15 protein-coding genes are annotated in these 13,365 nt (G+C 44.8%); 6 read left to right on the top strand and 9 right to left on the bottom strand.

Annotated features, from left to right (window positions below; all coding sequences use genetic code 11):
* Positions 1-18 precede the first annotated feature (18 nt).
* Positions 19-651 (top strand): hypothetical protein, encoded by a 633-nt coding sequence (locus tag OGH69_RS00560; protein WP_265172481.1) that lies wholly within the window; start codon positions 19-21, stop codon positions 649-651.
* Here the strand turns inward: OGH69_RS00560 and OGH69_RS00555 are convergent.
* The 6 genes from OGH69_RS00555 to OGH69_RS00530 form a co-directional block, all read right to left on the bottom strand.
* Positions 648-902: a DUF7218 family protein gene (locus tag OGH69_RS00555; protein WP_265172480.1), complete on the bottom strand. Its 255-nt coding sequence runs from the start codon at positions 900-902 to the stop codon at positions 648-650. The genes OGH69_RS00560 and OGH69_RS00555 overlap by 4 nt on opposite strands.
* Before the next feature lie 148 nt (positions 903-1,050).
* Entirely contained in the window at positions 1,051-1,731 is a 681-nt protein-coding gene (locus OGH69_RS00550) for a hypothetical protein (protein WP_265172479.1), read from the bottom strand.
* Positions 1,732-1,929: 198 nt separating this feature from the next.
* Positions 1,930-2,574: a porin family protein gene (locus tag OGH69_RS00545; RefSeq protein WP_265172478.1), complete on the bottom strand. Its 645-nt coding sequence runs from the start codon at positions 2,572-2,574 to the stop codon at positions 1,930-1,932.
* A 79-nt stretch (positions 2,575-2,653) separates the two neighbouring features.
* On the bottom strand, positions 2,654-3,190 hold the full coding sequence (locus OGH69_RS00540) for a porin family protein (protein WP_265172477.1): 537 nt from the start codon (positions 3,188-3,190) through the stop codon (positions 2,654-2,656).
* A gap of 93 nt (positions 3,191-3,283) precedes the next feature.
* Positions 3,284-3,811 (bottom strand): porin family protein, encoded by a 528-nt coding sequence (locus OGH69_RS00535; RefSeq protein ID WP_265172476.1) that lies wholly within the window; start codon positions 3,809-3,811, stop codon positions 3,284-3,286.
* 105 nt (positions 3,812-3,916) lie between these two features.
* Positions 3,917-4,522 (bottom strand): porin family protein, encoded by a 606-nt coding sequence (locus OGH69_RS00530; RefSeq protein WP_265172475.1) that lies wholly within the window; start codon positions 4,520-4,522, stop codon positions 3,917-3,919.
* Between the two features lie 222 nt (positions 4,523-4,744).
* Here OGH69_RS00530 and OGH69_RS00525 point away from each other — a divergent pair, with 222 nt between their 5' ends.
* The 4 genes from OGH69_RS00525 (at position 4,745) to OGH69_RS00510 (ending at position 9,014) form a co-directional block, all read left to right on the top strand.
* Positions 4,745-5,269 carry a porin family protein gene (locus OGH69_RS00525; protein ID WP_265172474.1) on the top strand — a complete coding sequence of 175 codons (525 nt, stop codon included), beginning with the start codon at positions 4,745-4,747 and terminating at the stop codon, positions 5,267-5,269.
* A gap of 20 nt (positions 5,270-5,289) precedes the next feature.
* The gene (locus tag OGH69_RS00520; protein ID WP_265172473.1) at positions 5,290-5,835 is read left to right on the top strand and encodes a porin family protein; all 546 of its coding nucleotides are present in this window, start codon (positions 5,290-5,292) and stop codon (positions 5,833-5,835) included.
* A gap of 284 nt (positions 5,836-6,119) precedes the next feature.
* Positions 6,120-6,536: a type II 3-dehydroquinate dehydratase gene (gene aroQ / locus OGH69_RS00515; RefSeq protein WP_265172472.1), complete on the top strand. Its 417-nt coding sequence runs from the start codon at positions 6,120-6,122 to the stop codon at positions 6,534-6,536.
* A 3-nt stretch (positions 6,537-6,539) separates the two neighbouring features.
* Positions 6,540-9,014, top strand: a complete 2,475-nt coding sequence (locus OGH69_RS00510) for a DUF5686 and carboxypeptidase regulatory-like domain-containing protein (RefSeq protein WP_265172471.1) — start codon at positions 6,540-6,542, stop codon at positions 9,012-9,014.
* Positions 9,015-9,131: 117 nt separating this feature from the next.
* Here OGH69_RS00510 and OGH69_RS00505 read toward each other — a convergent pair whose 3' ends face one another.
* From OGH69_RS00505 to OGH69_RS00495, 3 genes are read right to left on the bottom strand one after another with little or no spacing between them, the layout of a single operon-like run.
* The gene (locus OGH69_RS00505; RefSeq protein ID WP_265172470.1) at positions 9,132-9,392 is read right to left on the bottom strand and encodes a hypothetical protein; all 261 of its coding nucleotides are present in this window, start codon (positions 9,390-9,392) and stop codon (positions 9,132-9,134) included.
* Between the two features lie 18 nt (positions 9,393-9,410).
* The gene (locus tag OGH69_RS00500; protein ID WP_265172469.1) at positions 9,411-10,205 is read right to left on the bottom strand and encodes an NYN domain-containing protein; all 795 of its coding nucleotides are present in this window, start codon (positions 10,203-10,205) and stop codon (positions 9,411-9,413) included.
* A 59-nt stretch (positions 10,206-10,264) separates the two neighbouring features.
* Positions 10,265-10,441, bottom strand: coding sequence for a hypothetical protein (locus tag OGH69_RS00495; RefSeq protein WP_265172468.1), 177 nt, complete (start codon positions 10,439-10,441; stop codon positions 10,265-10,267).
* Positions 10,442-10,836: 395 nt separating this feature from the next.
* On the opposite strand from OGH69_RS00495, the gene OGH69_RS00490 reads away from it, so the two are divergent.
* Entirely contained in the window at positions 10,837-13,299 is a 2,463-nt protein-coding gene (locus OGH69_RS00490) for a DUF5686 and carboxypeptidase regulatory-like domain-containing protein (protein ID WP_265172467.1), read from the top strand.
* Positions 13,300-13,365 lie beyond the last annotated feature (66 nt).

Below are 13,365 nucleotides of genomic sequence, written 5' to 3'. Positions count from 1 at the left end.
TTTTTATTAAAAGACAGGATGAGCAAACTATCCTATACATCGTTCCTTTGGCAGTCGGTGGACGACCACGGCATCCACTCGCCGTTCATGTTCCGGTTTATAAACAAGGCTTTTTATGCCAAAGGCCCACGGCTTTCCAAAAAAGAACATCGTGCGCAAAACATGCAGGTGCCCTACCCTGCTGCTGAACTCCTGTACCGTATTGTCAACTATATACGCCCCGCAAAGTCTTTCGTTATTGGCGAAGATGCCGACAAGATAATCGATATGCTGCGCTATGCCGGCGAGGAAAACAAGATCAAGCTATGGTTCTTTTCGCCACTGGCACCCATCCCCGGCGGCACCGACCTGGCCGTAATAGCAGACAACAAAAAAGAAGCCGCAATGGCTTCCTTTGAAAATATCGTTTCCAACTCGCATAACGATACGGTGTGCATCCTGCCCAACATTCACGCAAATGCGCATATGGAGACCATATGGCATGCCTTACGTAACCACCCTAAAGCCACCGTAACCGTAGATGCCTACCATTTAGGCATCATTTTCTTCCGTAAGGAACAGGTAGAGCAGCATTTTATGGTACGCCCGTCAAAATCCTTTTTCAGGGATGCGCTCATAGGCCTGAAGAATGGATACGGATTGTTAGGCTAGTTGGTGCGGAGCGCATGGGCCAGCTCCGCCTTGGTCATTTTGGAACGGCCTTCAATCCCTACTTTTTGCGCTTCCTTATAAAGATCCGCCTTTGTGCGGTCTTCATATTTGCCCGCCTTGCCTCCGCGCTTTTCAGCGCCTTTACTATTGGCTATGCGCGCCGATTTCTCTTTGCTGTAGCCTTTCTCCCTGAGGGCCTCATACTGGTCTTTATCCTTAACCTGCGGGCCCGGTGTTTTCCTTCCCGGCATAATTTTGAAATTTAAAAGTTATACTTAAAATTACAAAAACACCCAATCAGAGCACGTTAAGCTCCGGTTAAAGCTCCCTCAATTAAATAAAAAAAGAAGGCATGCTATGCATACCTTCTTCCTGAATTAATAAATTAACTAATTATTCTTAGTTCGCTTTATCTTTAGCATCCTGGTTTTCTTCACCTTTTGCTGTCAGGCGCTCCCAACGGAACTTAGGCGCAAATTTCAGCTTGATGTTGGCAATCTTACCGTTGTCTTCAGAAGAAAGGCCTTCTTTCTCTACTGTGTTTTTCCTTGCATCAAGCGCTTCATACCACGCTTTAACTTTGTCAAGGTCCTGCCTTGAATACTCGTCTTTTTCAGCATCGAAAGTTTCATAGAATTTGGTGTATACATCAAGGATATTGTCTTTGTTTACCCATGAGAAGGTCATGTCATTACCCACAACATTACCCGGGCCAAAGAATTTGTCTGCCAGCGGTGTACCTGAAGATGCATTAGCCTCCATTTTTGCTTTTGCATCATTTTCAGCCTGCATTTTCACACCATCATACTTGGTTTTGCTTTCCTCGATCCTTTTGGCAGCAGCCTCATCATTCTCAAGTGTAGTAAGTGCAGCTTCTGCCTCCATTTCCCTTGCGTGGTACTCGGCATCGATAGCAGCCCAGTTAGCAGCCCTCTCAGCAGCATCAAGGCCGTTTACAGAGTCGACAAACACTACATAGTGGTCAACATTATGCTCGGCAGTCTCTTTCGCCTCATCTTTACATGATACAGCACCTGCTGCAATTAACACAGTACCTAAAACTAAATTGAATCTTTTCATGGTTGTTTTGTATTTTAAGTTACATATTTGAATGCTCAAAATTACATCACACTACATGAAGTTTCAAAATTTTAAGTTTTTTATTAAGAATAGTTTAATAAAATTGTGACTATTTTAAGGAATTTAAGAAATTCTTAACCTGCTAAATATTTACAACAACCAAAAAAGCCTCACTAAAATGAGGCTTGACTAAGTTATTTATTTAAACTGATATCCTATAGAGAATTGCAGCACCCCATTCTTTCCTTCAGTATCAAAGTCGCCATCATAAGTGTTTGTTAGACCCAAACTGTAACGACCCTGGAAAAAGAGTCCCGACGGAAGCTTGTATCCCAAGCCTGCATTAAAGGCAAAATCAACCGATTTAAGCTCGCTGCTTGCATCTTCAGTGCCGCTTACATTCTCACCTTCAAAGTTGAGGTCATACGATATTTTTCCGCTTACCAAAACACCTATCTGCGGACCTACTTCAAGACTAAAGCCATCGCTAAGGTAGATTTTTGCCATGACCGGCAGGTTGATATAATCCATTTTAGTAGTTCCTTCTCCGGTTATGATGCTGCCTAAATATTCTTCCGAAACGGTTTCCTTCACACCCTGCATCGAATAAAGTAATTCGGGTTGAATTGAAAACCTGTCTGACAGCTTAAATTCGGCAGTTACCCCAAAATGTACCCCCAGCCTTGGCGATGCATCGTTAACATCTCCTGTTATCGTAGCTATGTTAAGGCCCGCTTTGATGCCAAATGCAGGGTTTTTAGCAGCAGGATCTTCCATTTTTTCCTGCGCAAAAGAAGCAGCAGCCAGCAAAGTGGCAGCCACAGTAAGCAAATTCTTTTTCATGATTTATTTGTATTGATTAACTAATTGGCTTAAAAAAAGCCTCTGTAAAAGAGGCTTTAAATATTTATCAAACAAATGATTAAAAACGGAATCCAAGACCCAATTGGATCGAGTTATTGGTAATCTTATCTGTTGACTCAGACCTGTTGATGTCTGCCAGTCCAAGATAGTACCTTGCATCAACAACAAGCCCCATATTGAATTCATAAGAAAGTCCCGCGGCAGCTCCATAATCAAGAGCTTTTGTAGCTTTATTGAGATACTTGTCTTCAGTGTCAAGCTTAGCTCCCAAAACTGGGCCAACCTGAACATTAAAATTGTTACCTACATAAAATTTACCCATAACAGGCATCCTTAGATAAGTAATTGATGCTTCATCCGCACCCTCTACAGAGTAAAGGGCCTCCGCCTGAAGGTGGAATATGCCTTTCATTGGGATATCCAATGAAACACCTGCATAAAATGAAGTAGCCATATCGGTGTCTTCGGCATCAGCGCCAAAATTTGAAAGGTTTACACCACCTTTTATACCGAATATCGGAAATTCATCCATTTGTGCCTGTGCGGTAAATCCAAAAGCCATAACGGCAACAGCCGAAAGTAAGAGTTTTTTCATGTGTTATTGATTTAGGTGCGATAAAAATAGCAAAATATTCTTAAAAAAAAACCTCCCATGGGGAGGTTTTCTGAATTTATTAACATCAGGGTCTTAGAAACGGTATCCAAGACCAAGTTGGATACCTGTGTTCTTCATGTCTACACCGTCAACATCGCTGATGTTTGACATACCAAGGTTGTACCTTACGTCAAACATAAGACCCATTGGAAGCTCGTAAGCAGCACCAGCTCCGATACCAAAGTCGATAGACTTAGTCATTTCATCCATTGCATCGTCTTCAGCGGCAACTTTGAAAGCTACTTCCGGACCAGCCTGCAGGCTAAGGCCTTCCATAACATAATATTTAGCCATGATTGGCACCCTTACATAAGAAAGGCTTGCTTTGTCAGCACCTTCCATAGAGTAAAGAACTTCGGGCTGTACGTGGAAGTTGCCGGATACAGGAAGGTCAACCAAACCACCTACATAGAAACTTGTTGCTCCGTCAGCATCAAAATCTCCTGTAAAGTTAGAGAAGTTAGCACCCGCTTTAACACCGAATTTCATTTCCTCTGATTGAGCTTGAGCAGCTACACCAAAAGCCATAACGGCTACTGCAGATAATAAGATTTTTTTCATTTTGTGTTTAAATTTTTATTGTTACTTGGGGCAAATGTATAAAATTAATTAATAAGAAAAATACCTATAAGCGGGTATTTTATTAAGAATGATATTAACAAATTTTTAAAATTTGTAAACGATGCCAAACACTACATTGCTAAGGTTAAGGTTCAGATTAAAAGTATTTGTCGATTCAGTGCCATCTGCATCGGGCTTGGAAGTAGCATAACTTAATACGCCAAAAGTGGTTTCCAGGGCAATGTGATCAGATACAAAATAGCTGATACCGGGCGCAAGGCCTACATCAAACCCATTCCTTTTATCCTCGCCACCTCCCTCATATTCAGTTTTTGAGGTGCTGTAGTTGGCTTGCAGCTGTCCAAAGAAAGAGAAGGTATTACTCGGTGTAGCATAATATCTTGCGAAGGCCCCGGCTGAAAAAGAATTTGTAGTACGTTCATCCCATTCCATACCTGTATAATAAGTTGCCTTGGAGTTGCCGTATCCTAACTGGGCACCAATAGCTACATTATCACTCACAAAATAGCCTACCCTTGGGATAACGTTAAACTGATTATACTTCTCTTCACCAGTTTTTTGGGAGCTATATCCCAGCGAGCCGGAAGCAAAAACATCACCTTTTGCAAATCCTTTACCTCCCTCTTCTTCCTGGGCCTGGACAGCCATGAATGATGCAAGGGCAATCATCGAAAACATAAATTTTTTCATGTGTTTATTTTTTAAGTTATTAACATTTGTACTTACAAAACGTATGCCATTTTTTAAAATATTTGTAATCCAAATTATTACTGACAATCAAAATCTTACATTACCAGATTTGCAATAGGCTTTGTAAAAGATCTTTAAAAATGCCAAAATGGGGTTAAAGTACATTTACTGCTTTAAGTTTTTGCCTTACATTTGCCTTTAACCAGTATTACAAATTTTTATATGAAACATTTTTTTTTAGCAGCAGCAATGCTGCTCATGGGCTCTTTGTCACAGGCACAAACGTATGGAATTAAAGGAGGGGTAAACTTTGCCAACCTTACCGGCAACGATGCCGACAGCTTTGATGGCATAACCAGCTTTCATGTAGGATTACTTACAGAGTTTTACATCCTTGACCGTATAACGATCCAACCGGAACTATTATACTCCGTACAGGGGGCCAAGGTAGATGGCGATGAGTATAAGATCAATTATGTAACACTGCCGGTCATGGCCGAATTTGACATCGATGGTTCGTTAAGCATACACGCCGGGCCACAGTTCTCATTGGTCGCAGGCGAAACTAAAGACGTTGTTCCGGCCGAAGCCGAGAATTTTGACTTTGGCATCGCGGCCGGCCTTGAATATGAAATTACGGGCGGGCTTTTCATCCAGGGCCGTTATGTATGGGGACAAAAACAGGTATTTGAAGATGCCGATGTAAAGAATTCGGTAATACAGCTTTCGTTAGGTTTTTATTTTTAACCCACTAATTTATAGAACACATGAAAAAGATTCTTTTATTGTTCACAGCACTGGCAGGCAGTTTTGCCATGCAGGCACAGGGCCTTGACTTTGGTATTAAGGCAGGGGCCAACTTCGCTAATTTTTCGGGCGATGTGGATACCGACGGAATTACCAGCTTCCATGCGGGAGCTGTTGTAGAGCTTAACCTGGTGCCAACATTCTCTATCCAGGCAGAAGGGCTTTTCTCGTCACAGGGAGCGACATACAAAGACACTGCGCTTGACATTGCACAGGATATCGACCTGAGCTACATCGCTGTACCCGTAATGGCAAAATTCTATGTGCTGCCTGAAAAGCTAAGCCTTATGGCAGGACCTCAGTTCTCTTTCCTTGTCGATGAGGCTGAAGAAGCTTTCGACACCAAAAGCTTCGACCTTTCTGCAGGTGTTGGCGCAGAACTAAAAATCATTGCTGGGCTGTTTGCTCAGGCACGTTACAATGTGGGTCTCAGCAACGTATCGGATAACGACGAGATTGACATCAAGAACAATGTATTCCAGCTATCTGTTGGGTATTATTTCTAGGAAATTTAAAAACATGGCACAACCGGCTTCTTCTTTATTGGGGAAGCCGGTTTATTTTTATTACAAAGGAACGCGGATTGGGCGGATTTTCGCTGATCTTTCGATAAGCCAGCTGAATTATCGGAAAAGTACTTCAAAAAACTTTGGCAAACCCTAAGAATTCGTCGTAATCCGCTAATACGTATCATTCTCCTTCCATATTATACCCAAATGTTAAAATTAGTATTAAACTAAATGCGTGCATTGCAGTAAACACTTACTTTTACCAGAGAAACCATAAAACAATGAACATACACATAATCAACGGCCCTAACCTGAACCTTTTAGGCACGCGCGAACCCGAAATATACGGCGGCCGGACTTTTGATGACTATCTCGCCGGACTGCAAAATAAATACCCAAGCATAAAGCTGTCGTACTTCCAGAGCAATATTGAAGGAGAAATAATAACCGAAATACAAAAAAAAGGCTTTAGCCACAATGGCATCATACTGAATGCCGGGGCCTATACACACACCTCCATTGGCATTGCCGATGCCGTGAAAGCGGTAACAGCGCCTGTCATCGAAGTGCATATCTCCAACACCTTTTCGCGAGAAACCTTCAGGCACCAGTCGTTCCTGTCTCCCGTGGCGGCGGGTGTTATCATTGGCTTCGGGCTGAATGGCTACGAGCTGGCTATACAATCGCTTATACTTTAAACCATGAAAAAACATCTACTGTACTTCCTTTTGCTTTTAAGCATTCCAACTTTTGCACAGGTGAAAGGAAGGATAGTATCAGCCTCGGGAGAGCCCGTGCCCTTTGCCAGCGTACTGGAGGGAGGCACCTACAACGGCACATCGTCTAACGAAGACGGCTACTACACCCTACCGCTTTCGGCTAAAGGGAGGCACACCCTGGTGTTCCGTTCCATAGGTTACACTACAAGGGAGGTTACTGTGGATGTTGTTAAATTCCCGCATACGCTTAATTTTACTTTGCAGGTCGAGAGCTATACGCTGGACGAGCTTATTATAACCAATAAAAGCGACCAGGCCCGCATGATCATCAGCGAAGCGATTGCCAACCGCGAAAAAAACTCCGAAAGGACAGCCACTTTTGAAGCCGATTTCTACTCCCGCGGCACCTTTACGCTTACCGATGTACCGGATAAAATACTGGGGCAGGAAATTGGAGACATCGGCGGCTCTATCGACACCACAGGCAATGGCATTATTTACCTTTCGGAAACCGTATCGCGGGTGCAGTCGCAAAAACCGGATAAAATTCGCGAAGTGGTTGTAGCCTCAAAAGTGAGCGGCGAAGACAACGGCTTTAGCTATAACAGTGCTGAAACTGCAGAGTTTGATTTTTATGAAAACTTTCTGCCGTTCGAGGTGCGCGTGGTATCGCCAATTGCCGACAATGCCTTTAACTACTATGATTATACGCTGGAAAGTTCGTTTTATGATAGCAGCCACCTCATCAGTAAGATAAAAGTGTCGCCCAAAAAGAAAAACGAGGCGGCAGTGGAAGGATACATCTATATAGTAGACAGCACATGGGAACTGTACGCTACCGACTTCACACTGAAGGGCAGCCAGATTGAACAGCCGCTTTTGGATTCACTCACGATAAGGCAAAACTTCGGCTACAATGCACGGGAAAAGCTTTGGACCAAGAATGTACAGACCATCGATTTCAACGCCGGGCTTTTTGGCGTGGGGCTTACAGGCAGGTTTAGTTACGTGTACAGTAATTTTAAGTTCGACCCAAAATTCGCCAAAAATACTTTTGGTCCTGAAGTACAGCTTGTGGAAGCCGATGCCAATAAAAAGCCCGACAGTTACTGGAACACCAGCCGGCCCATACCGCTTACACCCGAGGAACGCAACGATTACATCCGCAAGGACAGGCTTCAGGAGCTACGGAAAAGCAAGGCATATCTGGACAGCATCGACCATGAACGCAACCGCTTCAAGTGGCTTTCGCCGATACTTGGGTATACCTACCACAACTCCGAAGACAACTGGGACATCAAATACACCGGCATTGCCACACGCCTGGCCTTCAATACGGTGCAGGCCTACTGGCTGGCACCAGGGTTTCATTTCACGAAATATCACCCCGATAAGAACACCTATACAACTTTTGGCACCGACCTGAATTATGGATTTGCCGAGCAGCGTTTCAGGGCGACCGGGACCTTTTCCCATAAGTTCAATAATTTTTCCAAGCGCATTGTAACGGTAACGGGCGGCAGCAGCATGGAGCAATTCAACCCCGAAAAGCCCATCAATAAGATCGTGAACAGTGTCAGCACGCTGTTCTTCCGCGACAACTATGCGAAGTTTTACGACAATGCATTCATTAAAGTGGCTTATGAGGAAGAGTTGCTGAACGGAATTTTCGTAAACGGTTCGGTTGAATATGCACGCAGGCACGCGCTGTACAACAACACCAACTTCTCAACGCTGAAAGACATTTACAAACCTTACACTTCGAACAACCCCTTACTGCCGTTTGACTATGAAACGCCCGCTTTCCTGAAACACAACCTGATGAAGGCGTCATTGCAGGCACGTTTCAGCTTCGGGCAAAAATACCGCACCCGCCCCGACGGCAGGGAAATCATTAGCAACCCCGATTACCCCCGGCTTTACCTGAAGTATGAAAAAGGCTTTGCGTCGAGCATAGAGGATTACAACTTCGACCATCTTTCGACACGAATTACCTATACGATGGATGCAGGCAACAAGGGCGAAACAGGGATGGCAATACGTGCCGGAAAATTCTTCAATTCAGAGAATATAGCGTTTGTCGATTACAGGCACTTCAACGGCAACCAGACGCACATTGGCAAGTCGGAACGCTACCTCAATGTGTTCAACTTCCTGCCCTATTATACCCATAGCACCAACGACCAATATCTGGAAGGGCATCTGGAACATAACTTTAAGGGCTATATAACCAACAAGCTGCCACTTATCAGTGAGCTGAATTACCATTTAGTTTTGGGCGCCCATGCGCTTTCGACACCCGAGCACAAGCCGTACATGGAATTCACCGCCGGTTTCGATAACCTGGGCTGGGGCAAGTTCCGTTTCCTGCGCATTGATTACATACGCTCGTATGAAAGCGGGTTCCTGAGCGACGGGGTTATTTTTGGGCTGACGTTTTTGGATATATTGGAGTAGTTGGGCTGATGGTTGATGGTTGCCAGTTGCCGGTTGTTGGTTGTCGGATTTAGACCCATAATCTTAATTATAACGCCAGTAGCTAATCTGACAACCAACAACACCATCAACCGGTAACTATTTCTTACGCAGCACACTCCCCCTAAAATCGTCCAGCGGCTCCTTTTGGCGGAAACGCTCGATGTCTTCCCAGGTCGCACATTTTACGTTGAGGATTTCGCCATAAATGTCCATAGGCAGGGTAACGGCTTCTACGCCGGAAAGGTCTTCGTTAAGGAAATCCTGCATGTCTTCAAGCGAATAGAACCATTCCTTGTCGAACTGCACCTTATTTACGGTTTTGTCCTTGCGCACTATCGCTTCGGTAATCTTTTTCATTGGTAATCTAAATGCGTACTATTTATTCTTTACAAATACATGTTTGATATTGTTCTTGCCGGTTTCCCTTTCGTCAACATCAAACCTGTCGATGCTCTTTATCAAAGGCAGCAGTTTCGGGAAGCCGTAATTACGGGAGTCAAAGTCGGGTTGCTTTTTCAGTATGAAGTTGCCAAGGTCGCCCAGGAATGCCCAGCCGTTCTCATCGCCAAGATCGTTGATACTCTTGCGTATCAGGCTGATCAGCCTGTTGTCTATAGTGCTCAGGGTCTCCTTTGTTTGGGCGGCTTCCACCACTTCCGGTTCGGGTTGCGGATTTTCTGCTTTGCCAGCCTTAACCGGTTTTTTCGTTGCGGTCTTTTTACTTTCACTGCCCGGCAGGATCTCAATGTAGATAAACTTATCACAGGCCGTTATGAAAGGCTTAGGCGTTTTCTTCTGGCCCATGCCGATAACTTTCATCCCCTCTTCGCGCAGGCGGGTAGCCAGGCGGGTAAAGTCGCTGTCGGATGACACGATGCAAAACCCGTCTACCTTGCCCGAATAGAGGATATCCATCGCATCGATGATAAGCGCACTGTCGCTGGAATTTTTTCCTGAAGTATAGCTGTATTGCTGTATGGGCGTAATGGCATTCTCGAGCAATACGCCCTTCCATCCGGAAACGGTGGGTTTGGTCCAGTCGCCGTAAATGCGCCTGTAGGTTGGGGTGCCGTATTTAGCAATTTCCTCAAGCATTCCTTTTACGTTGGAATAAGGCACGTTATCGGCATCGATCAGCACGGCCAGCCGGAGGTCCTGTATGGTATTCATTGTATGATGTATTTACCCAAAGATAAGGGAAAAAGCATCAACGATAATGTATGCCGCATTTAAAATGCTATTGCCACTGCCATACCGATTATAAAAACCGAAAGCCCTGCATTAACCCACTGATATTTTTTCAGCACTTCATCAAAAGAAGGTGTCATCCCGCGAAGCAGCCAATGAAACAACGTACCCGGGTATTTGAAAAAAGCAAAAATGAGTTCAAAAAAGATTTCTTCCATAAAATATTTACTGTAACTAGTTCAATAACGAAACTACCTGCCAGATAATTATACCAATTATCCCATACACCAATAAAGACAATAGGAGATTAATGCCGAAATACCGTTCAACCAGCTCTTTAAAGGAAAAACGCTTACCCTTCAGCCGCCAATGGATCCACGCACCGGGTTATTCGATATACGACAATACGTCGTCGAAAACAAGATCGCTTATTACTTCTGCAAAGAAACCCATACTCCAAACATACTAAAAAATCCTCCAAAATTGTAAGAAAGTCCCCTTAACTCCCGTTATCTTCCCTGAATGTTCACTTTTTTTTAACCCTTATGCAACCATTCCTATGTAAATTCCGTCTATCCTAAAAACCGATTACCTACCTATAACCAATAAAACCATGCACAAATTCATTACCACAATTTTCCTTTTGGCAGGATTCGCGTCTTTCGCACAGATAAAAGGAAAAATTACCTCCACCAACGGCGAACCTATCCCGTTCGTGAGCGTTACCATCGAAAACACATATACGGGCACTACGGCCAATGAGGCCGGGCAGTATGACCTCCCGTTTAAAGAAACCGGCAAGTACACCGTGCTGTTCCAGTCCATCGGCTACAAAGCCAAAAAAATTCCGGTGAACATTACGTCATTTCCGCACATGCTCAATGTAGTGATGGAAGACGAAAGCTACGAACTGAACGAAGTTACCATCACTAAGGGCGAGGACCCGGCATATGCCATCATCCGCAATGCCGTAGCCAATAAAAAGAAAAACTCAGAAAAGACCGGCCGCTTTGAAGCCGACTTCTACTCCAAGGGAATTTTCCGCGTGAAGAATGTACCCAAGCGCATCATGGGGATGAAAGTCGACGTACCCGAAGGCCAACTGGACTCTACCGGTAGCGGCATCATTTACCTGAGCGAGACCGTTTCGCACATTACCTTCCAGCAGCCCAACAGCCTGAAGGAAAAAATAATTGCCTCGAAGATAAGCGGCGACAACAACGGCTTCAGCTACAACACGGCGGCAGGCACGTTCTATAACTTTTACGAGGACTATGTTGCTATGGAGGATGTAGACATGATATCGCCCATTGCCAAAGGATGCTTTGGGTACTACAAATATAAATACGAAGGCAGCTTTACCGACGAGAACGGCTTTGAGGTAAGCAAGATCAAGGTGATTCCGCGCCGCGATAAGGAACCGGTGTTCGAGGGTTACATTTATATTGTAGACGACAGCTGGGCAATCTCGGCCATCGACCTTGACATCAAGGGTTACCGCATCCGCCAAAACATTCTGGAAGTACTCAAGCTGCAGCAAAACTTCAGCTACAACAGCACCAACGGCATCTGGGCCAAGAACTCGCAGACGTTTGACATTAGTGCGGGGATGTTCGGTGTGGGCTTTACGGGTAAAATGACCCACGTGTACAGCAACTACGTTTTCCACGAAAAGTTTGAGAAAGGTACGTTTACCAAGGAACTCGTATCATTTGAAAAGGATTCCAATAAAAAAGACTCCATCTACTGGACAGGTGTGCGCCCTGTGCCGCTTACCGATGAGGAACGCACCGACTATGTAAAAAAAGACAGCATCGCAGAAGTTCGCAAGGCCTCGAGGGATACCACTATTACCAACCGCAACCGCTTTAAGGTATTTGATGTCATTTCGGGCTACGACTACCGGAGCAAAGACCTCAAGACATCGTTCAACTATGATGGCCTGCTGCAGTTCCCGAAATATAACACTGTACAGGGTTGGAATTTTGACACCCGCCTGTCGTTCAATACCTTCGACATGGACAAAAAGCGTAATCTTTCAATTTGGACTGAGATGAACTACGGCATTGCCGAAGACCGTTTCCGGGCGCACGGCGGTTTCAGTACCCGGATATGGAAGCTGGGTACTTACAGTTTCTCTGGGGGCAATACCATCAACCAGTTCAACCCATCGGAACCCATCTCACCCATAATGAATACCTTCAGTTCGCTTTTGTTCAAAGAGAATTACATGAAGCTGTACGACAAAACGTACGCGAGAGTGGGTACCAGCCGCTGGATCTTTAACGGGCTTACCATGGCCGGAAGCGTAGAGTACAACCGACGCAGGCCGCTCTTCAACAACACCAATTATGTGCTGATAAAGGACAACAAGGACTATACCTCCAACGACCCGCTCCAGCCGGAGAACTATACCTCGGCGCCTTTTGAAAAGCACGAGCTTTGGAAGGCCAACATCAGTGGTACGATACGCTTCGGACAAAAGTACATCAGCCGCCCGGATGGCAAGATCCCGATTACCGAAGTGAACTATCCCGGCATATCGTTCATGTATGAAAAGGCGTTTTCGTCTACTGTGAAGGGATATGAGTACGACTTCATTGCCGCACGCATATCGTACAGCGAAACATTCCACAACAAGGGGACGTTCGGCTTCAACGTAAAGGCGGGGAAGTTCTTTAATGCCGACAACATTGCCTTTATGGATTACAAGCACTTTAACGGAAACCAGACGCACGTGGGTACCGAGGAGCAGTACCTCAACGTATTTAACCTCCTCCCCTACTACACGCACAGCACCAACGATTCGTACCTCGAAACGCACATAGAGCACAACGACAAGGGCTATGTGATGAACAAGATACCGCTGCTGGCCGACCTGCAATGGAACCTCGTGTTGGGCTACCACAGCATTGCCACACCGCAATACAAGCCTTACCATGAGTTTACCGCAGGATTTGACAACGTAGGATTCGGGAAGTTCAGGATGCTGCGCATCGACTACGTGCGTGCCTACCAGGGCGGGTTCGTTACCGATGGCGTGATTTTCGGGTTGAAGTTTTTGGATTTCCTTTAAAAATTATTCAACCACATAAATACATAGTTTTTCATAGTATTGGAAAGGGAACATATTTACACATAG

This window comes from Flavobacterium sp. MFBS3-15, assembly GCF_026107645.2.
Classification (GTDB): domain Bacteria; phylum Bacteroidota; class Bacteroidia; order Flavobacteriales; family Flavobacteriaceae; genus Flavobacterium.
This window is presented reverse-complemented; position numbering and strand designations above follow the sequence as displayed.

Excerpts from the sequence above, each read along its gene's own strand:
- OGH69_RS00560 (WP_265172481.1), top strand. The coding sequence starts at position 19 with ATGAGCAAACTATCCTATACATCGTTCCTTTGGCAGTCGGTGGACGAC.
- OGH69_RS00555 (WP_265172480.1), bottom strand. The coding sequence starts at position 902 with ATGCCGGGAAGGAAAACACCGGGCCCGCAGGTTAAGGATAAAGACCAG.
- OGH69_RS00550 (WP_265172479.1), bottom strand. The coding sequence starts at position 1,731 with ATGAAAAGATTCAATTTAGTTTTAGGTACTGTGTTAATTGCAGCAGGT.
- OGH69_RS00545 (WP_265172478.1), bottom strand. The coding sequence starts at position 2,574 with ATGAAAAAGAATTTGCTTACTGTGGCTGCCACTTTGCTGGCTGCTGCT.
- OGH69_RS00540 (WP_265172477.1), bottom strand. The coding sequence starts at position 3,190 with ATGAAAAAACTCTTACTTTCGGCTGTTGCCGTTATGGCTTTTGGATTT.
- OGH69_RS00535 (WP_265172476.1), bottom strand. The coding sequence starts at position 3,811 with ATGAAAAAAATCTTATTATCTGCAGTAGCCGTTATGGCTTTTGGTGTA.
- OGH69_RS00530 (WP_265172475.1), bottom strand. The coding sequence starts at position 4,522 with ATGAAAAAATTTATGTTTTCGATGATTGCCCTTGCATCATTCATGGCT.
- OGH69_RS00525 (WP_265172474.1), top strand. The coding sequence starts at position 4,745 with ATGAAACATTTTTTTTTAGCAGCAGCAATGCTGCTCATGGGCTCTTTG.
- OGH69_RS00520 (WP_265172473.1), top strand. The coding sequence starts at position 5,290 with ATGAAAAAGATTCTTTTATTGTTCACAGCACTGGCAGGCAGTTTTGCC.
- aroQ (WP_265172472.1), top strand. The coding sequence starts at position 6,120 with ATGAACATACACATAATCAACGGCCCTAACCTGAACCTTTTAGGCACG.
- OGH69_RS00510 (WP_265172471.1), top strand. The coding sequence starts at position 6,540 with ATGAAAAAACATCTACTGTACTTCCTTTTGCTTTTAAGCATTCCAACT.
- OGH69_RS00505 (WP_265172470.1), bottom strand. The coding sequence starts at position 9,392 with ATGAAAAAGATTACCGAAGCGATAGTGCGCAAGGACAAAACCGTAAAT.
- OGH69_RS00500 (WP_265172469.1), bottom strand. The coding sequence starts at position 10,205 with ATGAATACCATACAGGACCTCCGGCTGGCCGTGCTGATCGATGCCGAT.
- OGH69_RS00495 (WP_265172468.1), bottom strand. The coding sequence starts at position 10,441 with ATGGAAGAAATCTTTTTTGAACTCATTTTTGCTTTTTTCAAATACCCG.
- OGH69_RS00490 (WP_265172467.1), top strand. The coding sequence starts at position 10,837 with ATGCACAAATTCATTACCACAATTTTCCTTTTGGCAGGATTCGCGTCT.